The organism is Xylanibacillus composti (assembly GCF_018403685.1).
Lineage (GTDB): Bacteria > Bacillota > Bacilli > Paenibacillales > K13 > Xylanibacillus > Xylanibacillus composti.
Genome location: NZ_BOVK01000029.1, coordinates 37127 through 60216 on the forward strand (window position 1 = coordinate 37127; position 23090 = coordinate 60216).

Annotated in this window: 23 protein-coding genes; 9 read left to right on the forward strand and 14 right to left on the reverse strand. The window is 50.6% G+C overall.

Features of this window, described 5'->3' with window-relative positions; translation table 11 throughout:
* Window positions 1-22: 22 nt before the first annotated feature.
* The 3 genes from XYCOK13_RS11725 to XYCOK13_RS11735 all read right to left on the reverse strand — a co-directional run bounded on the left by XYCOK13_RS11725 (window position 23) and on the right by XYCOK13_RS11735 (window position 3909).
* The gene (locus XYCOK13_RS11725; RefSeq protein ID WP_213412343.1) at window positions 23-1069 is read right to left on the reverse strand and encodes an aliphatic sulfonate ABC transporter substrate-binding protein; all 1047 of its coding nucleotides are present in this window, start codon (window positions 1067-1069) and stop codon (window positions 23-25) included.
* A gap of 77 nt (window positions 1070-1146) precedes the next feature.
* A complete protein-coding gene (locus tag XYCOK13_RS11730) occupies window positions 1147-2526 on the reverse strand; it encodes an LLM class flavin-dependent oxidoreductase (RefSeq protein WP_213412344.1) in 1380 nt (459 codons plus the stop codon).
* Window positions 2527-2559: 33 nt separating this feature from the next.
* Window positions 2560-3909, reverse strand: a complete 1350-nt coding sequence (locus XYCOK13_RS11735) for an LLM class flavin-dependent oxidoreductase (RefSeq protein ID WP_213412345.1) — start codon at window positions 3907-3909, stop codon at window positions 2560-2562.
* A gap of 332 nt (window positions 3910-4241) precedes the next feature.
* On the opposite strand from XYCOK13_RS11735, the gene ssuE reads away from it, so the two are divergent.
* The 3 genes from ssuE (at window position 4242) to XYCOK13_RS11750 (ending at window position 6629) form a co-directional block, all read left to right on the forward strand.
* The gene (ssuE, locus tag XYCOK13_RS11740) at window positions 4242-4832 is read left to right on the forward strand and encodes an NADPH-dependent FMN reductase (protein WP_213412346.1); all 591 of its coding nucleotides are present in this window, start codon (window positions 4242-4244) and stop codon (window positions 4830-4832) included.
* Window positions 4833-4962: 130 nt separating this feature from the next.
* The gene (locus XYCOK13_RS11745; protein WP_213412347.1) at window positions 4963-5739 is read left to right on the forward strand and encodes an ABC transporter ATP-binding protein; all 777 of its coding nucleotides are present in this window, start codon (window positions 4963-4965) and stop codon (window positions 5737-5739) included.
* A 35-nt stretch (window positions 5740-5774) separates the two neighbouring features.
* Window positions 5775-6629, forward strand: a complete 855-nt coding sequence (locus tag XYCOK13_RS11750) for an ABC transporter permease (RefSeq protein WP_213412348.1) — start codon at window positions 5775-5777, stop codon at window positions 6627-6629.
* A gap of 29 nt (window positions 6630-6658) precedes the next feature.
* Here the strand turns inward: XYCOK13_RS11750 and XYCOK13_RS11755 are convergent, their stop codons facing one another.
* Window positions 6659-7207 carry a GrpB family protein gene (locus XYCOK13_RS11755; RefSeq protein WP_213412349.1) on the reverse strand — a complete coding sequence of 183 codons (549 nt, stop codon included), beginning with the start codon at window positions 7205-7207 and terminating at the stop codon, window positions 6659-6661.
* Window positions 7208-7450: 243 nt separating this feature from the next.
* Here XYCOK13_RS11755 and XYCOK13_RS11760 point away from each other — a divergent pair, with 243 nt between their 5' ends.
* From XYCOK13_RS11760 to XYCOK13_RS22350, 4 genes are all read left to right on the forward strand, one after another.
* Window positions 7451-8290: a S1C family serine protease gene (locus tag XYCOK13_RS11760; protein ID WP_213412350.1), complete on the forward strand. Its 840-nt coding sequence runs from the start codon at window positions 7451-7453 to the stop codon at window positions 8288-8290.
* Window positions 8291-8668: 378 nt separating this feature from the next.
* A complete protein-coding gene (locus XYCOK13_RS11765; RefSeq protein WP_213412351.1) occupies window positions 8669-9712 on the forward strand; it encodes a hypothetical protein in 1044 nt (347 codons plus the stop codon).
* A gap of 814 nt (window positions 9713-10526) precedes the next feature.
* Window positions 10527-10916, forward strand: coding sequence for a site-specific integrase (locus XYCOK13_RS22345; protein WP_373314390.1), 390 nt, complete (start codon window positions 10527-10529; stop codon window positions 10914-10916).
* Window positions 10913-11611 (forward strand): tyrosine-type recombinase/integrase, encoded by a 699-nt coding sequence (locus tag XYCOK13_RS22350; protein WP_373314391.1) that lies wholly within the window; start codon window positions 10913-10915, stop codon window positions 11609-11611. Before XYCOK13_RS22345 ends, XYCOK13_RS22350 begins: the two co-directional genes overlap by 4 nt.
* Window positions 11612-11651: 40 nt before the next feature.
* On the opposite strand, the gene XYCOK13_RS11775 is transcribed toward XYCOK13_RS22350, so the two are convergent.
* From XYCOK13_RS11775 to XYCOK13_RS11790, 4 genes are read right to left on the reverse strand one after another with little or no spacing between them, the layout of a single operon-like run.
* On the reverse strand, window positions 11652-12194 hold the full coding sequence (locus XYCOK13_RS11775; protein ID WP_213412352.1) for a hypothetical protein: 543 nt from the start codon (window positions 12192-12194) through the stop codon (window positions 11652-11654).
* The gene (locus XYCOK13_RS11780) at window positions 12181-12975 is read right to left on the reverse strand and encodes a hypothetical protein (protein WP_213412353.1); all 795 of its coding nucleotides are present in this window, start codon (window positions 12973-12975) and stop codon (window positions 12181-12183) included. The genes XYCOK13_RS11775 and XYCOK13_RS11780 overlap by 14 nt, the downstream gene beginning before the upstream one ends.
* A gap of 36 nt (window positions 12976-13011) precedes the next feature.
* Window positions 13012-13674: a response regulator gene (locus tag XYCOK13_RS11785; RefSeq protein ID WP_213412354.1), complete on the reverse strand. Its 663-nt coding sequence runs from the start codon at window positions 13672-13674 to the stop codon at window positions 13012-13014.
* The gene (locus tag XYCOK13_RS11790; protein ID WP_213412363.1) at window positions 13671-14510 is read right to left on the reverse strand and encodes a sensor histidine kinase; all 840 of its coding nucleotides are present in this window, start codon (window positions 14508-14510) and stop codon (window positions 13671-13673) included. The genes XYCOK13_RS11785 and XYCOK13_RS11790 overlap by 4 nt, the downstream gene beginning before the upstream one ends.
* A gap of 171 nt (window positions 14511-14681) precedes the next feature.
* Between XYCOK13_RS11790 and XYCOK13_RS11795 the strand changes: the two genes are divergently transcribed.
* Together XYCOK13_RS11795 and XYCOK13_RS11800 are read left to right on the forward strand one after the other, a co-directional pair.
* The gene (locus XYCOK13_RS11795) at window positions 14682-16103 is read left to right on the forward strand and encodes a PepSY-associated TM helix domain-containing protein (RefSeq protein ID WP_308443026.1); all 1422 of its coding nucleotides are present in this window, start codon (window positions 14682-14684) and stop codon (window positions 16101-16103) included.
* Between the two features lie 15 nt (window positions 16104-16118).
* On the forward strand, window positions 16119-16625 hold the full coding sequence (locus XYCOK13_RS11800; RefSeq protein WP_213412355.1) for a FixH family protein: 507 nt from the start codon (window positions 16119-16121) through the stop codon (window positions 16623-16625).
* Between the two features lie 40 nt (window positions 16626-16665).
* Here XYCOK13_RS11800 and XYCOK13_RS11805 read toward each other — a convergent pair whose 3' ends face one another.
* From XYCOK13_RS11805 to XYCOK13_RS11830, 6 genes are all read right to left on the reverse strand, one after another.
* Complete coding sequence (locus tag XYCOK13_RS11805) at window positions 16666-17409, reverse strand: ABC transporter ATP-binding protein (protein ID WP_213412356.1); 744 nt, start codon at window positions 17407-17409, stop codon at window positions 16666-16668.
* Window positions 17402-18223 (reverse strand): ABC transporter permease, encoded by an 822-nt coding sequence (locus XYCOK13_RS11810; RefSeq protein ID WP_213412357.1) that lies wholly within the window; start codon window positions 18221-18223, stop codon window positions 17402-17404. The genes XYCOK13_RS11805 and XYCOK13_RS11810 overlap by 8 nt, the downstream gene beginning before the upstream one ends.
* Window positions 18220-18783, reverse strand: coding sequence for a nitrous oxide reductase accessory protein NosL (locus XYCOK13_RS11815; RefSeq protein WP_213412358.1), 564 nt, complete (start codon window positions 18781-18783; stop codon window positions 18220-18222). The genes XYCOK13_RS11810 and XYCOK13_RS11815 overlap by 4 nt, the downstream gene beginning before the upstream one ends.
* Entirely contained in the window at window positions 18780-20138 is a 1359-nt protein-coding gene (locus XYCOK13_RS11820) for a right-handed parallel beta-helix repeat-containing protein (RefSeq protein ID WP_213412359.1), read from the reverse strand. The genes XYCOK13_RS11815 and XYCOK13_RS11820 overlap by 4 nt, the downstream gene beginning before the upstream one ends.
* A 459-nt stretch (window positions 20139-20597) precedes the next feature.
* Window positions 20598-21278, reverse strand: coding sequence for an MBL fold metallo-hydrolase (locus XYCOK13_RS11825; RefSeq protein WP_213412360.1), 681 nt, complete (start codon window positions 21276-21278; stop codon window positions 20598-20600).
* On the reverse strand, window positions 21259-22905 hold the full coding sequence (locus XYCOK13_RS11830; protein ID WP_213412361.1) for a GMC family oxidoreductase: 1647 nt from the start codon (window positions 22903-22905) through the stop codon (window positions 21259-21261). The genes XYCOK13_RS11825 and XYCOK13_RS11830 overlap by 20 nt, the downstream gene beginning before the upstream one ends.
* Between the last annotated feature and the right edge of the window lie 185 nt (window positions 22906-23090).

A 23090-nucleotide genomic window follows, 5' to 3' on the forward strand; every position in this document is an offset into this window, starting at 1 on the left:
CGCACCCATTTTCTAGTTCATCTTATTCGGCTTCCAATTCCTTCAGCGCCTGCTCGACATACTTGCTCTCCAATACGTCGGCGGTATGCAACTGCTTGCCAATTCCGCCGGTTCTGAACAAGAAATCCGCCTGGGCTTGATGAGATGCGGCAAATTCCGGAGTGATCGGAGCAAGAATCGGATCGCTGTTCTCCAGTACGGTTGTGACAATTTCCAATTCCAGCTTTTCTGCATCCGCGATTTCCTCGGCAACCTCGTACAGATGTTCCAGGAAGTAGAGCCGTGTTTGTTCATATGCCTTCAAGAACGCTACCGTTGCCTCGGGCTGTTCGTTAATAAAGTCGGTTCTGGCAATGAGGAAGCTCGGCGCATCGATGCCAAGGTCCTCCCCGGACGCCAAGATGCTGGCGCCAGACTGGAATACGGCTGTTGTCGCATACGGTTCCCATATCGACCACGCATCGATAGCGCCTGAATCCAGTGCGGGCCGGGCTTCGTCTGGCTGGAGCTGAATAATATCGATGTCATTATCCGTCAATCCGGCTTGATCGATGGCCATGTACAGGAAGTTGTATGCGCTGCTTCCTTTGGCGACGCCGATTTTCTTCCCTTTCAGATCCGCTAATTGTTGAATGGAGCTGTTCGGCGGAATTACGATCGCATTCCCTTTCTTGCCATCGCTCACTACGGCAACCGCCTTGAAATCGACATTGCCAACCTGACCGGCTATGACCGGCGTTCCTCCAACGGAGCCGAAGTCGAGTCTTCCTGCCGCCAAAGCTTCGAAGTGCGGGGGACCGCTGGCGAATTCGTGCCATCTGATCTCAATATTTTGTTCCTCCAGCTGCTCAGCGATCATCCCTGTCTGCCGCGCGTAGGGCAATATGCCGGTCTTCCCTTGAACCCCCACATGTATAACCGTTTTGGCTTGAGCATCATCGCCGCTCGCCGTCCCTTGCTTGATCCCTGTTGAAGTTCCGGCCCCGGAGCCGCAAGCGGTAAGCGCACCGGCCAATACTAGCGCGCTTAGCAAGTGGGTCCATCTTTTGCGTTGATTCGTCATCGTCATAGTGTTCATTCCTCCTCAGCATGTATGAATGGCATACGTATCGACACAAGGGATCGCTTGCATCTGCAGTGAACAGATCAATCCAAGCTGCTTACAGGCGCTGCCTGGTGAGAATCGCGCCGCTCCGGTATCGTCGGAACGGATAATCCGAGATGATCGCGGAGTGTTGTGCCTGCATACTCCTTGCGAAACAAGCCGCGCCGCTGCAGCAACGGGATCACATGATCGACAAACAGCTCCAACCCGCCGGGCAAATAAGGCGGCATTATGTTGAAGCCGTCGCATGCCTGATTGTTGAAATAATGCTCCAAGTGTGCGGCGATCTGTTCCGGCGAACCGGCTATCGTCTGATGACCGCGCGCGCCGGTAACGCGCGAGATTAGTTGGCGAATGGTCAGCTTTTCTCTGCGGGCCATATCGACGAGCAGCTGATAGCGGCTCTTGCCATCGTTGATATGATAATCGGCATCCGGCAAGTCCGGCACCGGCCCGTCTAAGGGGTAATCGGCCAAGTCAACGCGAAGCATGCGCGAGACCATGCCGATGCCGACCTCTGGGGCAACCAATTCCTGAAATTGCTGTTCCAGCAGCTTCGCTTCGCTTTCGGTTGAACCGATGAAAGGAAGGACGCCCGGCATAATTTTCAGAGAATCGGGGGATCGGCCGTACTTGGTCATTCTCCCCTTCAAGCTCTTGTAAAAGGCTTGCGCTTCTTCAAGCGTTTGCCAAGCAGTGAACACGGCCTCTGCGGTTTGTGCGGCGAATTCCTGTCCGGCCTCGGATGAACCCGCCTGCACGATGACAGGGCGGCCTTGCGGCGAACGGGGAACGTTCAACGGACCGCGGACTGAAAAGAAACGTCCTTCATGCTCGAGAGGATGAACTTTGGCGGAATCGGCATACAAGCCAGACGCCTTATCGGCAATGACCGCATCCGGCTCCCAACTGTCCCACAAGCCGGTTACAACGTCGACGAACTCTCTCGCTCGCTCATAGCGCACAGCATGGGCGAGATGCTGATCCTTCCCGAAATTGCCGCTTGCTTCGCCAAGGCCCGTAGTCACGACGTTCCAGGCTGCCCTGCCGTTGCTGAGATGATCCAGCGAGGCGAATTTCCGCGCTACATGAAACGGCTCGCTGTAGGTAGTCGAAACCGTGCCGGTTAAGCCAATGCGCTCGGTGACGGATGCTAGCGCAGACAGCAGCGTCAAGGGCTCCGCTCGAACAGGAACCGTACGTTGAACGGCAACTTCCAGCGCCTCGGGCAAGGAAGGGACATCTTCGATGAAAACCATATCCATTTTGCCTCGTTCCGCAGTTTGGGCGAATTGTTTGTAGAAATCCAATGTGAACAATCCGGCTGTGTCGGTTTTCGGATGCCGCCAAGCCGCGATATGATGGCCGACACCGAATATGAAAGCTCCCAGATGAAGCTGGCGGATGGATTTTTCTGACATAGGAAGGCCTCCTTAATAGGGTAGAATAGGCGATTAAACAGTCGAGGCAGCGAATTGGCTGTCCGGGCGTGCAAGTCCGAGATGTCCGCGCAATGTCGAAGAGGTATAAGCTGTTCGGAACAGTCCGCGATTCTGAAGGATCGGGACGACCTGATCGACGAATTCCTCCAAGCCGCCGGGCAGAACGGGCGGCATAATGTTGAAGCCGTCGCATGCGCCGCGGATAAACCAGTCTGTCAAATGATCGGCGATTTGTTCCGGAGTGCCTGCTATAGTCCGGTGCCCCCGGGCTCCGGTCACCCGGTAGATCAACTCGCGGACGGTTAGCTGCTCACGCCTCGCCAGATCGGAAATGAGCTGGAACCGGCTTTTCCCTCCGTTGATCCGACTGGCATCCGGCAATGAAGGCAGCGGCCCATCCCATTTGGCATCGCTCAGGTCAGCGCCGCCCAGTGCGGAGGACAGCATGGATAGTCCCAATTCAGGCAGGACAAGCTCTTGGAGGAGGGCCTCCTTGTCCCTGGCTTCCTGCTCGGTGGAACCTATTATAGGCAAGATGCCCGGCAGCACTTTGACCGCCTCCGGCGATCGTCCATATTCGGGAAGCAGCTGCTTTAAGCTGTTATAGTAATGTTTGGCTTCATCGAAGGTTTGCCAGGCAACAAAGATGACCTCCGCATATTCAGCTGCAAAGCGGCGGCCGCTATCCGATGCGCCGGCTTGAATAAATACGGGCCTTCCTTGAGGGGAACGGGTCAGATTCAGCGGCCCTCTTACGCCGAAATGCTCGCCGCGATGATGGATCGTATGCACGCGGGCCGGATCTGCGAATATCCCTGCCCGGCGATCCGCTATGGTTGCGTCGTCCTCCCAGGAATCCCAAAGCTTAGCGGCAACTTCCGCAAATTCCCTGGCGCGCTCGTAGCGGAGAGAGTGTTCCATATGCGGGGAACTGCCGAAATTGGCGGCTTCTTCATCACGGCTGGAGGTGACGATATTCCAAGCCGCTCGCCCGTGGCTGAGATGGTCCAGCATCGCAAATTCTCTCGCCAAGTTGTACGGCTCCTGGTAAGTTGTCGATACGGTAGCGGCCAGCCCGATGTGCTCGGTTACCCCTGCGAGATAGGAGAGCAGGGTGATCGGTTCAGGTCTGGTTGTAACGGCATGCTTGAAATAATGCGGATTGGCATAATTGGCGAACAACGTGTCAGCGAGAAACAGCATGTCGAACTTGCCTCTTTCGGCAATTTGGGCCAGTTGCCGGTAATAGTCGGCCTCCATCACTCGCTCAGGCTGACTGTCGGGGTGCCGCCATGCCGATACATGATGGCCCGTGTGAAGCAGAAAAGCGCCAAGATGCATCTCTTTTTTTGCCATGTACATTAGCCTCCTTCAAAATAGTGAATAAAAAAAGCCCCCTGACGGAAGGATGCTTCCGTGAACAGGAGGCCTTTGGTGAACCAATCGGCTGTATGGAATTTGTAAACTATCTTAGCACCATAAATCCGATTAATCAAGTAGGTATTGTGGGAATATTTTCTGAGAAGGGTGTTGACAGCATGCTAAGGCGATGATAGGATAACGATAATTCCAACTAAACAAATCGGAATTAGTTGAATTCGACCGGATAACCGGAGATGCTTGCCCAGAAGGGGGGATGTATCTCCGGTTTTTTCCACTTTCCCCAAATCGAAACCATAAAGGAGTGTTGTGAAATGGCCAAAATCGTCATTGTATCGGGTAATCCCGTCAAGCATTCGAGGCTGAACGGATTGACGGAGCATGCGGCCGGAAAGCTTCAGGAATCAGGTTACCGCGTAGCATGGATTCATGTTTCTGACTTGCCGGCGGAGGATTTGATTCATGCCAAATTTGACAGCCCGTCAATCCTGGAGGCGAATGCGCAAATCGAGCAGGCGGATGCGGTTATCCTTGCAAGTCCAGTGTATAAGGCTTCATTCTCGGGGGTGCTGAAAGCTTATCTCGATTTGCTCCCACAGCAGAGCTTGCATCAGAAGCTTATCCTGCCTTTATTTATCGGGGGATCGATTGCGCATTTGCTGGCAGTGGAGTATTCGCTCAAACCGATCGTGTCCGTGCTCGGGGCGAGAAATCAGCTTGCAGGCGTGTATGCTGTAGATAGTTGGGTTACTCGCGAGGAGCAAGGCGGGTTTGCATTATCTGAAGAATTGCTGGCGCGTCTGGACGACTCCATTCGCCAATTGACCGAGGAACTGCGTTGGCTGTCTGTAAGAAGAGAGTGGGAGAGGAACTTGAATTCCGATTCCGTCCATTCGGCCATATAAAACCTGACATCGACCAGTCAACTGGAGGCTCTCGTCCCTTGCCAAGGCAAGGGGAGGAGCTTTTTTTGTTCAAGCGGCAATGTCGGGCAATCGCTGCAGAGATGTTACGAGTGAAGGGAGGAGGCCAAGCATGAGTGATCCAATACTTGCCGTTGAAAAGTTAGACAAGACATTTGTTACGCCTAACGGGCGCGTTCATGCATTGCAGGATATACAATTGACCATCAGGCGCGGCGAGTTCGTAACTGTGATCGGTCCAAGCGGCTGCGGCAAGAGTACGCTGCTGAAGATCATAGCCGGCCTGGACGCGCAATACGAAGGCAACGTCCTTTTGGATGGGGAGAAAATCGTAAAGCCGAGCATTGAGAAAGGATTTATTTTTCAGGAGCATCGGTTGTTTCCATGGTTGACTGTCGAGAAGAACATCGCCGCAGATTTATCCTTGAAACGTCGGGACATTCGTGCCAAGGTAGATGAATTCATCGAAATCGTGCGGCTGAAAGGATTTGAGCAAGCCTATCCGCGGGAGCTGTCCGGGGGCATGTCGCAGCGTGTAGCCATTGCCAGAGCGTTGCTTCGCAACCCCAAGGTGCTGCTGCTGGATGAACCGTTCGGCGCGCTTGATGCCTTCACGAGAAGCCATCTTCAAGAGGTGCTGCTGGACATTTGGCAGCGGAACCGAACGACCATGATTCTCGTCACGCACGATATTGATGAAGCGATATTTCTGGCTAACCGTGTGGTGATCATGAATCCCCGTCCCGGAACGATTAAGAAAGTGATCACAGTAGATTTGCCTTATCCGCGCAAGAAATCCAATACCTCCTTCCAGCAATATCGTCATATGGTACTCAATGAGTTTGAGAAGGTGGACGAATTGGAGCTCGTAGACAGCTCGGGCATATGAGGAGAACACTTCGCACTGATTAGAGGGGGAGCACGATGAGCAGAACAGATGCAATGCCAACAGGTGGAGCCGCCACCATCAGCGGCAAGACAAAGGTCAAATCCGAAGCACCCGGGAAACATAGGCAGGAGAAGCTTCGTGCAGCCGTACAAGGATTGATTTTGCCTGCAAGCATTCTGGCAAGCTGGCAACTCGCAGGCACGCTTGAATGGATATCTCCTATTATGCTGCCTGCTCCTTCAGCCATATTTATGGCATTTGTTGATTTGACGGCAAGCGGCGAGCTGTTTAGCCATTTGCAAATCAGCGTATATCGGGCTGCCCTGGGCTTTGCGCTGGGTGGAGGGCTGGGATTGCTCCTTGGCATGATAAGCGGGTTGTTTCGGCGAGCGGAACAAACCGTCGATCCAACGTTGCAAATGCTGCGCATGATCCCGCATTTGGCCATAACGCCCTTATTTATCCTTTGGTTCGGCTTTGGCGAACTATCCAAAATTCTGCTTATCGCAAAAGGAGCATTCTTCCCTTTATATGTGAATACTTTTTTGGGTATACGGAATGCGGACGCCAAGCTGTTTGACGTGGCAAGAGTATTGGAATTCAATCGCTGGAAGCAAATCACCAGACTGGTGCTGCCTTCGGCCATGCCTAATATATTGCTGGGCTTGCGCTTATCGCTGGGAATTGCGTGGTTGGGACTGGTCGTGGCAGAGCTGATGGGATCAAGCGAAGGCGTCGGGTACCTGATTATGGATGCACGGCAATTTTCCCAAACAGCTATTGTGTTCGTCGGCATTATTATATTTGCTGTAGTAGGGAAGCTGACAGATTCAGTCGTGCGTTATCTGGAGAAACGCTTGCTGCGCTGGCGGGACAGCTTTACTGGATAAGCGCTGAGCGCTGGCTCTGCCGCCTATTGCTAATCCCAGACTTTTTCAAGAGGGAGTCCGCGTTCTGTTCGCGCCCAATCCACAACGCGTTGGATAAAGGAAGTTTTTGCGCGTGTGTAGCTCTCCGGGTCTGAACCGTGTTGTTCAGCCAGCATGCGTTTGAGCTCGCCATATTGTTTGACCAAATCAGGGTGGGCGCGGAGGTAGTCGCGGAACAGCAATTCATTTCTTTCGTACAGTCCCTCCAACGGCAAGATATGCAAATGATGCGTCCGCGTTCCTGCGAGTTCTTTTGCAAATAAATGTCGGCCGATCATACCCGTTTCCACATAGCGATAGCCTGAATGGTCTAGCAGCTCCGCATAAACCGTGTACACAAGAAATGGATGAACGGCAGCAAATATATCAATGATGGGTTTGGCTTCTTGCTGGGGGATGGAAGTGCTGCCGATATGTTCCATGACAGCGATATGCGGAGCCATTATTTCCATCAGCAGCTTTTTCTCTTTATCAAATTCTAGGGACCAGTCAGAGCTGTACGGAACGATTCTGACAGCATAGCGATTATGGTCAGACATGGCTTCAAATCCTCCCTGTTTGCCGGTACCCGTTGCCATATGAACCCGGACCAAGGCCACCTTACGGTGGCTTTTTTCATCCTTTTGGCAGACACGCAACTGTACCAGGCTGAACTCACGGCAATTAAATCATTTATAAAACAGAGGATGGGAAAATGTCAACTCATGGGGAAGCGGCCGTTGCAATCTATCAACGAAAACGATATTGTAAAGGATATACATGGGGGAAGGGAGGCAGCCGGCATGTCCGATCACGATAAAAACAGCTCGAATGCAAGCGATTCAATTCCTGCCGATTCGCATTTAGATGAAGAGAACGGCAGGGAATTTACAGAGGAAGAGTTGGAGGAAATGTTCAAAGCCGCGGAAGAGGAAGAAATGCCAGAGCCTTTCTGGCATTCGCCGCGATTCCGCAAAATCGTAGTAGGCGTAATGGTTTTTGCGTTTTGCGCGCAATTGCTGGCCTTTCTGCCCAGAATCTACTCTTTGGCGGCTATTCAATTTTTGGCCACCTCCGCTGCGCTTTCCCAGATGGAGTCCATTCAACAATATAAAGAGGCTGTTGTAGTCATTCAATCCGAAGATTCCAAAGGTACCGGATTCATGATTTCGGAAGATGGTCTTGTAGTGACGAACAGACATGTAATAGATAAGGATACACGCCCATTCGTCCATTTGCCGGGCGGCGGTTCCTATATGGCGACGGTGGTCGCTATTGATCAAGACGTGGATCTGGCTTTGCTGCGCATCGATGCAGAGGATCTGCCATTTTTGCCGCTTGCTGAAAACTATGGAGGGGAAGCAGGCAAGCCCATCTACGTGATCGGCAATCCTCTCTTTTTCACCAATATAGCGAATGAGGGGGAGACGCTGGGTTTGACTTATGATGGACGAGCCCATCTGATGGTGCTGGACGCGCCGATTTACAAAGGCAATAGCGGCAGTCCCGTCATCGCGCACGATGGAGTTGTCATCGGTGTCGTCTTTGCAACCAGCTCTATGGAGCAAGATGGCAAAAAACGCAGAATTGGGCTGGCTGTGCCCGTGGATTGGGTGTGGAGGCTACAAGAGGGCGCCTCCTAATCGTAAACCGGTTGATGTGTGGCCCCAAATTATCGCTTCATTCTCAGCTTGGTTTTCGGAGCATGTAGAGAGGCAAACGGGGTTCCGTTAACCTGAAGGATTGTTTTGAAATGACGAATCGCAGCAGCCGCCAGGGGAGGAGAAAGGAAAATGATTTCGGATTCACGATTACAAGAACTTGCTGCCTGGATGAAACAGAAAATTGGACTGAACGCCTATCATCTATTTTCGACATATATTCATCTGGAGCATACGTTTCAAGGATCAAGGCCCATCCTTGCGATGGAATGGTTCCCCGAGGAGTGTGCAGCTCGTTCGGAGGAAGACTTGAATCCGCCAGGGACAGCTGTCGTAAATGTGGATGTCAGGGACAGACGTTTGCGAAGCGTTATTTTCACCGGCGGCCAAACGCACGCAGATTGGATAACTTTTAAGAAAAATGATTTGAATGAGATCATTCGATGGGCAGAACTCGAAACAGGGCTTATCCATGGCGACAATTTTCGCTTGAACACATACACAGAAACCGAATACGTATTTCAGGCTAGTTATGAAGGGATTCCGCTATCACCATCAGGCGAAATATCGATCAAACTGGATGACGCCGGGCGTCTCGTCTTTTTTGCGATGTATGGACAATTCCCTGCAGGAAGCATGATTCGGGGAGAAGCATATGCTCTTTCCCTAGATCGGGACATGGAAAAGCTGGCCTATGAACAAATCAAGCTTGTCCAATTCCCGATAGTAGAAGAGAAGAGATGGCTAGCTGTCTATGCTTTGGAGGAAATCTATATAACGAATGACAAGCAAACATTGATTCCCTTCACCATGGATGCAAGGATGGATAGACAAGTGAATCAAGTGATGGAATGGGACACGCCGCTAGATGGAAAATTTGAAGAACAACCCTTGTGCTTTCAAAGAAAAGATTTGACACTAGAGCAAGCTTTATCATTATGCGACGAACCCAATCGTCCATTCTGGTCCGACCAGGATCAAGCTATCATATTAAAGAATGTGCTGGACTTTTTACGCAAGGAATTTCCGGAAGACAGCGGGAAGTGGCTGCTTAAGAGAATCTTCCGGGAGGAACCCTATATCCTGGCAGAATTGGACCCATTCCCCGAAGAAAACCGTGTTCCTCAGCGTAAACTAAGGGTTTTTCTGGAGGAGTCAAGTTTTGAGGTGGTCCATTATATGGACAAAGCTCCGTTTCTACAAATGTTTGAAAACTACGCCTCGCCGGATCAGGCCGTTGTGACCAAAGAGCAAGCTTTCGAACAGTTGAAGGGAAAACTAGAACTCACGCCGGCCTATGTGTACGATGGAGCACAACAAGCGTATAGATTATGCGGGAAGTTGGACTGTCGGTACGGCGTATTGGTGAACGGTGATGGTGTTGTGGCTTTAAGTGAACTATAGATGATGCAGATGATGATGCGTTCAGTCGGTCATCCATGACCGTTAGCGTGAAAATATCGTTCGTTCGATTTTCTAACGGTCGCCGATGTCCATTAGAAGCCCCGAAACGTCGTTTTGACCCGTCATTTCAGCTCTAATGGTCATTTGCGTCCGTTACAATGTCAATAAACGCTCAAAACGCCATGTAACGGTCATCAATGTCCGTCAAGTTACATTTCGCTATAACGTCCGATAATATATATTATGTAAACTTATTGCGGGTGGACAGATCATACTAGCTGTTAGTCCTCGCGACATCAATAAAATGTTGCGACAACTTTTTGATTAGATTCGGCTATCGTTCCTTTTACATATTACACGACTTTGAAGGCATTTACTCTTGAATAATGGCGACGTGATCTCTAAATCCATCCTTGTTTCTGATGATTCATGCTCGGGATTCACAGCCTCAATCACTATAAAAAGATCCTTATACTAGGACTCAACTTGTTAGATTTCAAAATAAACATGCATGACAAGCTCGAGTGTGTTCCGATTCAAGTGGCGGCCATCACAGATGCGCTTCCACATTGGCGTCAACCAATCCCCATTCACCATCCCCACCCTATATCATGAGGCAAACAAATGGCATCGTTAAATGCAATCTTGTTCACAAAATACGTCTTTTGTGATGAATCAACTGTTGAGACTGCGTAAAGCGCAACATTCCATGCTCTTAACATGCAAAATTATAGCAGATCCTATTTACAAGAACACACGTTTCCCTTTATTATATAATTAATAACATTAAATATTAATGAGAGGAATGATTCTGTTGAATATAATCAAAGCCGCTGATTATAAGCTGCTTAAGGAAAAGCTCCCTGCTCTCCCCTGGTATATGCAACAATATATTGAGCATAAGCTGCCCGATCTCTCCCCCTCTACTCTGCTGGAATATACGCGAGATTATATGCGCTTCTTGCATTGGCTCATGGCCGAAGGTCTTACCCTTGCCTCCTCCCCTTCTCTTGTTAGCCTTCTGGACTTGGAACGATTAACAATGGCGAACATCGATTCGTACAAACTCTTCCTCCAGCTTCAATTGAACAATGGACTCTCCACGAGAGAACGAAAACTGGCTTCGCTGAAGTCGCTATTTCATTATTTGAGCCAAGTCGCTGAAGATGAGGAGCAATATCCCCTATTGAAACGCAACTATTGAAACGCAACGTCATGGCCAAGCTGCGCACGCACCGCCTCCTGAATTCCTCTATCATTGTATCCAGGCTGCAAGGAAGGATCCTGGAGGATGATGAGGAAATTGACAGCTTCCTTCATTATGTGGAGCATGGCTACTTGCACGATATCGCACATAACAAACAAGCACTGTTCTACTATCAGCACAATCGGATTCGGGATTTGGCCATTATCCATCTCATCCTATCTTCCGGACTGCGGGTATCTGAAGTGGTGAATCTGAACACAGAGGATCTTGATTTGAGTAAAGGTGTGGCCTCCGTCTACCGCAAAGGCATGCAGGACCAGACAGTTCGTCAAGGGGTATATTTCGCGGAAAGGGCCAAGCTTCCGCTTCAAGCATACTTGGATATTCGCGAATCCCAATACAAACCCTACAGAGACAACTCGCTCTTCATGGCCATACCACGCGGGCAAGATCATGGCAAGCGCATGTCCAAGCGAGCTATGCAGCAAATGGTCACGAAATATGCCAAAGCATTCGGCAAGCCTCATCTCACTATTCATAAGCTTCGTCATTCCTTCGCAACCAGTTACTACATGAAGAATGACATCTATAAAACCCAACGGCAGCTAGGCCACGCCAGCACAGAAACAACGCAAATCTATGCAGCATTAACCGATCGGACGATGTCGCAGGCGATCCATCGCATGAACTAGCATTTCCAGCGGAGCGCAGATGGAACTTATACGGTTCTGATCAGCCCGCTGATTTCGCCATATCCAACAATCGGGTTACGATTTTGTCTTGCAGCACTTGGTTATCCGTGAATAGAGCCAGGTTTTCTCCCCAAAAATCTATAGCAGCTTCTTCATCCTCGTCATGAAAAATAGATCCGTCCGCAACAAAGTTTGTACTGGCTTCAAAGGCGTAGTATTTGAGCCACCAATACTGAACAGATAGACTCTCGTCTTTTAAGCTGCATACGCCAGCAATGATGCAAGGGTCCAACGCTTCCCGGTTGAAATGATAGAATTGGATATTGACGCACAATACGGTGCTCGATGCTTTGCCTTGCTCTGCGGTATAGTATCTTGACATGTATTGGGGAAAAAAAGTACCTGCTTGTTCGGCCGACTGATTCATATTTTTGCTGGTTTCGCTGCCGATCGTATTGCCGTGAAGCGGATAATACCCTGATTGGGAAAGCAGTAAATCCGTATCCCGAAGCAGCTGAATGCTGTTGCTGATCAGATTACGGACATTTTCAATGGAAACGCGCATAATCTCAATTTGTTCCATGATTGGCCTCCTTATACTTCCATGTCAACGATGGCACTATTTGTAAGGGTCTCTTCCTATTCTTTGTGTAACACCAATTAAGAATTCCAACCGGTTTCATACTAAAACCTGAAAATGTTCGGATGCTTTTCTTATTCAAGTAGCTTCTAAGATCGGTTAAAATCATGGAATCTGTTGCCGATGGATTTGTACACTTTAGGTTGTCGTAAAATGTCTTCCATGAAAGCCAGTACAGATGCTTGGATGGAAACTGGCATGCTGAATGAGCCTTTAATGACTCAAGCGATGCCTGCAGCTCGTCATGTGGAATATACGATTCCATAGTAAGGTAAATAAGCCGGATCGAAAGAATAGAAGACTCTTCTACACCGATCATGGGATAATTCGCAGAATCATGTAAATCCTCGATCTCCCTGGCCAGTTGGTCGCGTTGCTTGTTATCCCTATCCTGAATTGAAGCTAGCAGATCTTCTTCACTCGATTTTCCGGACAAATACTTTGCTTCGACACCAATGATGTGGACCCCGCTCTTTGCATGAAGAATCAGGACGAGATCCGGTTCGCTGTTTTGCAATCGAGGCCAGAATGTATAACTTATTCTCTCGATGTGAGTCTCGAACACCAATGGTTCATAATCCAAATTATAAGCGCCCTGCAAAATCGTTAGCAGCACTTCAGGTGTACTTAGGTATTTCAGCAATCCGAATATATTGGAAGTTAAAACATCTTCACTCCAGGTTAATTCTGAAGCAGCTTTTCCGTACAACTGAGCCTGAATCATCTCTCATCTTCCTTTTGTTTGAATGTCAGCAACCTGTTATCCCCCCTTGCCTCCAATCCATCCATGTTCATATGCATATCGCGCCAATTGCACCCGGTTTTCCAAATGGAGCTTGTGCAAAATATTCTTCAGATGATTCTTAACAGTGTGCTCGGATATTTGCAGCTCGGTCGAGATGTCCCGATTGGAGAGTCCCTTGGCCACAAAGTTTAGAATATCATGTTCTCTAGCTGTCAGCGGGCTGGAGATTGAGGCACTGTTCTTGTCAACAGACGAGAATTCCTTGAGGATGCGGAAGGCCAGCTCTCTCGTCATAGGCGCTTCATCATCACAGATGGCCTGGAGATACTCGTGCCAGGATTCGGGCTGCAGATTTTTCAACAGGTATCCTTGCGCCCCTTTCTTCAAGGCATCGAATAAATGGGTAATATCATCGGACGCGGTCACCATGACTACTTTGACATACGGATAGTTTTCCTTCACCAGCTTTGTGGCTTCCAATCCCCCTATGCCCGGCAGCCGGATGTCCATTAATATCAGGTCAGGCATCCATTGCTCGGTCAGAGCCAGCACCTCTTCCCCTGACGCTCCTTCCGCCACTACCTCGAATGCCGGGTTGCTGCCAAGAATCATGCGAATGGCTTCTCTCGCTTGTTCACTGTCATCGATGACCAGTACGCGATAATGCTGTTTGCTCATCCTTTCTTCTCCTTTCTGATCAGCACCACGGTTTGCTGTTGGACCCGCTCAATATGAAAGGACCAGTTCATCATCTTGGCACGGTCTTCCATCATCCGAATCCCATATCGATTCTGATCGAACCTTCGTCCGGTATCGAAGCCCTTGCCGTCATCCGCAATGGTGACCTCCCAACCGCCGTTGCCTAGCTCGTTGGATTCAATGCGCACATGCCGGGCTTCTGCGTGCTTGTGAATATTCAACAGCGCTTCGCGTGTGGAGGCCAGCAGCTCTACCTTCTCCTTCGCCGACAAACAGCTCTCCTCAATCCGCCAGTTCATCGTGATTTCAAGCTCGGATTCTCTCTGCAGTTCATCGATAAGGCTCTGAATGCTCTGCATCCAGGGAATGGATACCGGATCGGCGGGATATCGCAGATTGGCAATGGCTTGTCTGACATACGTATTCGTCCGATGAACATTCTCTTTCAACTGTCGCAGCGATTCATCCGTCGGTTCTGCAGCTTGCTGCAACTTGTCGATGCGATCGATCTGGGCATTTAGAAGAAACAGCGATTGGGCGATGCCGTCATGCAGTTCTCTGGCGATGCGTTCTCGCTCCATCATCGCCGTTTGTACCGCCTTCGCTTCGTTCAATGCCGCTTGATTGTGCTCGATAAGCCGAAATAACTGGTTCAAAAATAAGACCGATACCAGAAACACGATAAGCGGCGCAAGCCAATTGCCCATTTCCATGGAGATGTACGGCAGCAGAAATTCATGGCGCACGTATTCCCAGATTCCGATCGTCAATGTAGGAATGATGAGGATTAACCATTTGATTTGCTTATAAGACATGTTCACCTTCTTGTAGGCCTCCTGTCAAGAACTAGCGTTATATGTTTGCTAGATACACACAAATTTGTCATGGATCAGAAAGAATTGACTATTTCGGGCTATAGGATCTGATTGGGGTTTCTAAGTATAATGAGCACGCGCAATCCTATTCCGAACAAGGAGATGGAAATAATGATACACGATATGCCGAATGAACAACCATCGAGCAGCACTCGCCACGAACCAAGCAAGCAGGCGGCGAATCGCATGCTTCCAGCGTTATACCAAGCCGTGTGGCGATGGCATTTCTATGCCGGGGTGATCTTTGCTCCTTTCTTGATCATTCTCGCCTTCAGCGGTGCAGTCTATTTGTTCAAGCCGCAAATTGAAGGCATGCTGTACAAGGATATGTTAACCGTAACTTCGGTTGGCGTCCAACCGATTGGTGCAGATGAGCTGATTGCCAAGACGGAACGAGCCTACCCGGGCACGACGATTTCCTCTATTACCTTCTCGGATGCTCCGGATCAAACCGTCAAGATGACGGCGATTCGGAATGGTGCCGCAACGACGATGTATGCAGACCCTTATACCGGCCAGATCAAGGGAATGATGAACAGCGATGAGACGTTCTCCGCATTTTTCAAGAAGATGCACAGTGAGCTCGTCATAGGCGGAACCTGGGCGAATCGATTAGTAGAACTTGCAGCATGCTGGGGGGGCATACTAGTGATCACCGGACTTTATTTATGGTGGCCGCGCAATAGAGCTGCCATAATGGGGACGATCCTGCCCCGCTTGAGCAAGCCTGGCAGCCGCATCTTCTGGCGAGATTTGCATGCAGTGCCTGCATTCTGGCTTTCCCTGGGCATCTTGATTCTGATTGCGACCGGTCTTCCGTGGTCAGGTGTAATGGGTGGACAAATTGATCGGATAGCGAATGCGACTCATACGAGCTATCCGCCCTACGCTCAAAGCTTCTTGGCTAAGCCGGAATCAGTTACGCTGACCAAGGACGTAGCGGAGGATGTGCCTTGGGCCGCCGAGAACATCCCTGTCCCGCAATCGATGAGCGGGGATTATGTGCGTCTGCCTGTTCAAGACATAGTCGGGATTGCGGATCAACGTGAGGTGAACAAGCCGTACACGATCTCCATGCCGCAAGGGCAGAGAGGCGTTTATACGATCTCCACAGCCCATGACAAGCCTGGCCGCGATGCCACCTTGCACGTCGATTCATACAGCGGGGCTGTCTTGACGGACGTCCGTTTTGCAGATTATGGCGTGATGGCCAAAGCGATAACGCTGGGAATTGCGTTGCATGAAGGACGATTGTTCGGATTGGCCAATCAGCTTCTTGGTCTCATGACGTGCATGGGATTGATTGTGATCGCGGTCAGTTCCTATGTGATGTGGCGGAAGCGAAAGCCGCAAGGTGCATTGGGTGCTCCCGGCAAACCCAAAAATCGCAAAGCATCGATTGGCGTTGTAGTCATTATGCTATTGTTCGGCGCGATTATGCCATTGGTCGGGTTGTCCATACTCATCATCCTATGCCTGGATTTGCTGTTGCTTAGAAGAATACGACGATTACAAAGCTGGTTTTCAGCGTAGGAGGCGAATAAACAGATGACAGCAAGCCTAAGAAAACATTCCACATTCGCACTATGCATGCTGCTTTCGGCCTGCTTGCTCCTGTCCGGTTGCACAGCAAATGTAAGTTCTACGGATGAGAACGGGCTATTGCCGCATCTTACAGTAGATTTGCAGGTGCCTGAGCTCATTGAGGCCGGTCAGAACGCCATGTTTACGATTCTCGTTCAGGAAAATGGCCAACCGTACGAGGATGCAGAGCATGTGGAATTCGAGATTTGGCCTGTTGACCATCGGCAGGATGGTGTGACAGTGACAGGTGAACAGGTAGCTCCCGGCACTTACACAGCCAGCTCCATTATTGCAGAGGAAGGCCTGTACATGATCCAGTGCCGCATAATCTCGGAGGAATATGCAGTGATGCCCGCCAAGCATTTCGCCATCGGCGAAGCGGCTGTACATCAGCTGCTGGAGTTGCAAGAACAAGCCAAGGCAGGTGTCTCTGTCGGCAATAGTTCCGGCTCAGGCGGACATCATCATTAATCATGAAGGAGAGGCGCTTGGGCAAGCGCCTCTCCGCTTTTCAAGGACTTTCTTTTTTTCCTGTACGGGAAATCCCGTACATCGCGGCAACAGCATCCTGCAAACCTCCCGCGCCCAGCATATCCCGAATTTGCTGGGCGCTCCCGTCCAGAGCGATAGCGCCATTCCGGAGAAAGACAACGCGGTCAGCAAGCAATTCCGCAACCTGCAGCTGATGTGTGGAGAACAGGATCGTCTGCCCAGTTGAAGCGGCTTGCCGTACTATTCTCACGAAGCTTTCCATCCAATAAGGATCAAGGCCATTGGTCGGTTCGTCCATCAGGACAACGGGCGGATGGGCCAACAGAGCCTGCGCGAACAAAATCCGCTGACGCATCCCCTTCGAGAAGGAGGAGACCGGCTTGTTCCCCGTATGCTCCAAGCCTACCTGGACCAGCGCTTCACTCACATGCTCCTTGGAAAGTCCCTTTAGCTTGGCCCAGAATAGCAGCGTCTCCCTTGCTGTAAGCCCCGGACTGAACCGGAAGTCATCGGGCATATATCCGATCTGTTCCGCGTACGCCCGCCGGTTCATGTTCCATTGCCTTCCGCCTATGGTGATCTCTCCCCGATTCGGATGCAGAATCCCGGCCAGCATGCGCAGGATGGTGCTCTTGCCCGCACCGTTGCCGCCAAGCAGCGCAACAACCTGGCTTTTCTCCACAGCAAGATGCAAGTCCTGAATAATCGCCTGACGCTTGATGACCTTCTGCACGCGCTTCATCACGATCATCGAATCAGCCACGTCTTCTCCCCCTCTCCCACAGCCAATTTGCCGCACCGGCAGTTACAAAAAGCCACATTAGAGCAAATACTATAAATCCAAAGGTGCCGGAAGGCTGATGAATCCAGGTTACCCATTCATAATACTCCGGGCCGAGCACTGCTCCGCCGCCCAGCTTGATGACGGCAAATATGCGGGCCAATTCAGCCGGATTCAACACGGTAAGGACCGAGATGGCCGGCTTGATCCAGCCATAAGGCATCAGGCCGAGCAAAGCGATCAATAGCGCTGGCCAAGCGATCACCAGGAAGAACCAGCCGGCAACAGCCGTCGTCAAGGCCTGCCAACGATTGCGCGCCAAAGTACCGATGAGAAAGGAGACAGCGAGAAAAAGCAGCACGAGCGTCGCCGAGAAAGTAAGCAGCAGCACATACGTATCATAAGCGAAAGCAATTCCCGCAAGCGCCCCGACGATACCGGACAAACCAAATCCGAAGGCTACAATGCTAAGCAAGACGATGGATAGTCCGGCATACTTCCCGGCAATATAAGCCGTGCTTGCAAGCGGATAAGTCGATAATAGTTCCCAGCTCCCGTCTTCTTTATCCCCTGTCAGAGAAAAAGAGCCAAGCATCATGGTCATAAGCGGAAGCAGATATAGAATTAAATTGAGCATCGTTGCAGTAATTCCGGAATACCCTTGTACATAGCCTTGAGCGTTGAGCAGCAGCAAGATAAGCATAAATAGAGAAAATAGGCCTAGGAAGGAATAGGCCCATGGATTGCGAAACCCCAATCTGATTTCTCTGCTTGCTACGGTCGCTAGATGGCTCATGAATGCTGCTCCGCCTCATCATCATGACCGTGATCATCCTCTATCTCCTTCATATGTCCGTCGGCATCGTGCGAGTGGCCCGGCATGTGCATCATGTCCCGGTTCACTTCCCACGAATGGTTCGCCAAATCCTCGGCGGTCATAAGCTTGCCGACGCCATGCTCGTCGATGTACGCTTGTGCGTCAGACTCTTGCTCGAAAGACAGAATTCCATATGCCATCGGTGTCTTGATCGATGCGTCATACACATAATACGCTTGTTCGTAAAGAATCCATTCCAAACTGTGGTAATCCCGAACGAACTGGGCGCCAATCATGTCGGTGCCATGCTCGGTCTTCCACTCGTTCATACAGCCAATATCATCGAATTTCAGCGATTGCCTATCTTTCGTGACGATCTGTGTGGCATACTGATCATCCTTCACGGCCATGTTGCAGATCACACAAATATCTGTTTCTTCGTTAATGGCTTGCGGCTCATACTGCTCCTGGCCGCATGCAGCAAGCACACTCAATCCTAGCAACACGGCAATAAATTTTCCTAATCCTCTCTTATTCATGCCTTTTTCCTCCTAAACCGAAATAGTAGCAAGCAAGAACAACCAAGCAGCAGCATGCCCGTTATGCCGGTTCTTCGATCCGCTTTATCATGATTGGACCTGATCGACTCTGGCGGCTCCATAAGCGGGGACGGATCGGTCGTCCATTCGTTGCGCTCCGTCTCCACGAAGCTTTCCAAGAAGCGAATGCCGGGAGACTGGAAGAACAGTTGAAATACAGGCCTTTGCTGGGTCAAGCTTACAAAGAACGGATGAATGGCATAGCTAGTATCGCTTAATCCATCTCCATCGATGTCGATGCCTTGGAAGGTATCCCAGTAATTGCCCGCAAGCTTATTTTCCGTGCTGTTCTTGGCCTGTGCGTCTGACACATTTCCTATGAAAGCATTGCCGCGAATGACGTTGTTCTCTGTCTTCATTAGTTGAAGTCCAATAAAGTTGTAGGACAATCGGTTGTCCAAAATCTCATTATGGGTGGCCTGCTCCACATAGAGTCCGACACGATTGCCTTCAACTGTGTTGTCCCGTACAACCGATTCGTGAACATCATAGAGCAGGATGCCCTGGGCATGAACATTTTGATCCTGCTTGGCGAACACGTTGCCAGTCACTTGCACATCGCGGGCGGCCATCACCATAGCCCCTGTAACATTCTGCGCGCCGGTGTTCTCGCGGATTACCGTGCCATGCGTGTACATACTGTGGATACCGTAACGCGAACCTTCAATCCGGTTCCCGCTGATCTTAACGTTGTCGCTGTTCTCCAAGTAGATGCCGTCACGCATTCCTACGATGGTATTGTCGGATAGCAAAATGTCATGCGCTTGATAGAGATCGACGCCATTTCTTCTGGCGAAAGGCATGGTATCGGCTGCGCCGTTCCATTCAATTGAACTGCGCATTATTTCAACTTCCCGCGAATCCTGAATCAGAATTGCGGTAGAAGCCGTACGCACAACCAGATCATCCAGAAGAATCTCATTCCCCAGCACCTGGATTGCGGGAGCCTCCTTGTGTCCCTCATCCACAATTTGCAGTCCGGCTATCTTCACGTGCTCAGCCTCGATTCGAAGCGTCGGCTGATCCCCAGTGTGGTGCAGCGTAACTGTCCCTCCTTGCTCACCCCTTAGCTCAATCGGCTTCGTAATGACCAGCGGTCCTTCATAGCTGCCAGGCGGAACCAGCAACATGCTCCCAGGCGGACTTTGATCTACTTGTGCTTGCAGGGAGAGATTCGGAACTGCTGCGACCGCAACAGGCGACATTCCCGCGAAACGCAACACTTTGTTCCATTGCGCATTCCCGGCAGCAGCCAAGCTGACGATCAGTAGAGTACAGGCCCATGTCAATTGCAAAATTCGAATTGCGCTCCCTCCTCTACTATGAATTCATAGGCATTATAGCAACAGGAGAATGGTCGTTCCTATGACTATAAAGTGCTATTTCGGCGATTGATCGTCCGAATATATGACAAAGCAGCAACAATTGTCTTACGGTAGGTATTTCTTCAGCAGCTGTGCAGCGTAAACAGAGACACAAATAAACAGGCATCGTCTTTTTAACGAATGCCTGTTTTAATATTCGTGCCCCTATTACAGCAATTATTGCTGCAAATGATGGCAGTTGGCTTTTCTTTTATTTGATTTTCTCCGCTAACTCTAAAATAATTCCTTCTGGCCCGCGAACATTTACTGTGGCGTCCTTCTCCCTTCCTATATTGTCTTTGAGATTATCACATGCAATCGCTTGAGACTTCTTCTGGATTGCTAAAGCCGGCGGAATTCCTCCTATTTGCAGGTTTCCCGTTCGTTTCCCTATCTGAAGTTGAAGAATGATCCCTGATTCTTGCGCATTCTAAACTGGATAAACTCCTCTTTTTTGCGGATGGCCAAATACAGGTTTTCCTTCAACACCTGCTCCATTCTCTGTCCCGGGAATGCCGAGAAGGAATGCCCCGGATATAGTCTGGCTTCGGGCGGAATAAGCTTCCGCAAGCGCTGCAGACTGTCAAATAATTGGTCGGCGGAGGAACCATCGGAATCGCAAGCGCCGCATCCTTCTGCAAACAAGGTGTCGCCGGTAAAGGCGCTGTCCGCAGTGAGATAGCACATGCTTCCAGCCGTATGGCCGGGAGTCAGAATGCATGTGATGTTGATGGCGCCAACTTGCAGCTGATCAAGATCGGCAAGCTTCTCCAGACCTTGGACTCTGAATCCGTAGCGGTCAATTTCGGTCTGCGACATATAAACAGGGAGCTTGTAGCGTTCCGCCAACGGATGCACCGCATTGACATGATCGTTATGCGCATGTGTGAGCAAAATGCCGGACAGCGTACAGTCCCTTTTCTCCGCTTCATGAATGATTTTCTCCGCTTCCCAGGCAGGATCTACAACAAATGCTTCCTTTCGCTGTTCATCCGCGATCAAGTAGCAATAGTTGGAGAAATCAAGTGAACGCGTATTAATGGTAATCACTTCACATAAATCGGTGTGCATGTTCTGCCTCCTCCGACTTCTTGCTGGCAGGCAAGCCGTGACGCAAATGATCTGCCATTTTCTCCGCGATCATCATGCATGTCAGATGTGTGGGAGCGCTGGGTATGGTTGGCATGATGGAAGCGTCCGCGACATACACATTTTCGGTGCCATGAACGCGCCCGTTCGGATCGACGACGGCATCCGCATCGGATACGGGACCCATCTTCGCTGTGCCAACGGCATGCCAGCCGGGGCGAACAAAGGAAGCTATCGCTTGATCCAGCGCTGCATCCGATTGAACGAGTCCCTCTGTCCAAGCCAATATGCGTTCTGTTCCCGCTTGCATGCACGGTTGCTGCAGCAAGGTCCAGGCTTGTCGGACAGCTGCCCTCAGCGCTGTCTTGTCTTCTTCTTCAGCCAGACAGTTGACGACCACGTATGGGGCAGCAAGCGGATCTGCTGATCGGAGACGAACAAATCCTCTGGATTTCGGCTTCATCAGACATGCCGACAAGGCAAAACCGATAGGAGAACCGAGTGCGGTTTGCAGCATCGGAATAATACGGGTGTCCATGCCGCTGATGAGGTAAAGATGCATATTATTCCTCGGCGCGCCAGGTTGGGAAGTATAACGCAGGATTACTTGGTGCGTCGGTTCCCCCAGCCTGCTGAAACCCGGTTTGGGAACGGCCCACAGGCCAACAGCCGGGTGATCGATCAGGTTCCGGCCAATGCCTTTGAGCTCGAAGCGAGGCCGTATCCCTGCATGTTGCAAATCGGTCGGGTTGCCCATCCCTGATCGGTTCAAAATTAATGGCGTATGAAGCGCGCCAGCGCACAAAATGACTTGCTTCGCGTAGAGATTCAAGGTTTCATGGTCGACGATCACTTCTACCCCATCGCATACATAAACGTTTTTCCAAAGCAGCTTATTTGCGTGTGCGTTCGCGAGAATTACAAGATTGGAGCGGCCTCTTGCCTGCTGCAGGTGTGTGGCAGCCGTGGACATGCGCGCACCATTGGATACATTTTTCGGAATCGGCCCAATCCCGTACGCATCAGGGCGATTATGGTCGGCGGTTATCGGGAATCCTTGCGCGATACAGGCCTCTCGAAAGCGTGCCTGCAAGGGAACAAGCTGGTCGGAGCCAGGGCGGTATATCGGTACCTGGCCGCTGTCGCCATGTATGGATGATGGGCCAAGCGGGTCTTTTTCCAATCCTCGAAAATATGGCAGCACAGCCGACCAGGACCATGACTCTCCGCAAGCAGCAGCCCATTCCTCGTAATCCTCCGGCAGCCCCCTGAGAGAAATGGCGCCGTTAATCGCGGAGGAGCCTCCTGTCACCTTGCCGTATGCATAGTCGAATATGGAAGCGGATGCGCCGCTGCTTTCTCCTAGGCCGCCTTTGACGTATGCCGGAATATGCCAATTGTATCCGTCCATAACGGGCCCGTTCGGGTTAAGAAGCGCTTGCGGCGTTTCAGCCTGACTGCTGTAATCCGGCCCTGCCTCAAGCAGCAGCACGCGGCATGCACGATCCTCGCTCAATCTGCTGGCCAGTACGGCGCCGGAGGACCCTGCGCCAACGATGATGACGTCGTATCGCTCTCTATCTGTTTGTTTTTCTTTATCTCGTAGCATGATTTCCCTCCGTTCCTGCAAATGGTGAAGCATGGAACTGGAGAACGCCCATGTTCCATGCTTCAAATAAAGCTATTTCAAGAAAGACGCTTCGAATGTGTGGTCAGGTTGCTCTGATCGTTGAGTTTCCCAAGCACGGATTAACGCTGCAATCTCTCGGGACATCTGCCCTTCAAGCAATGTGT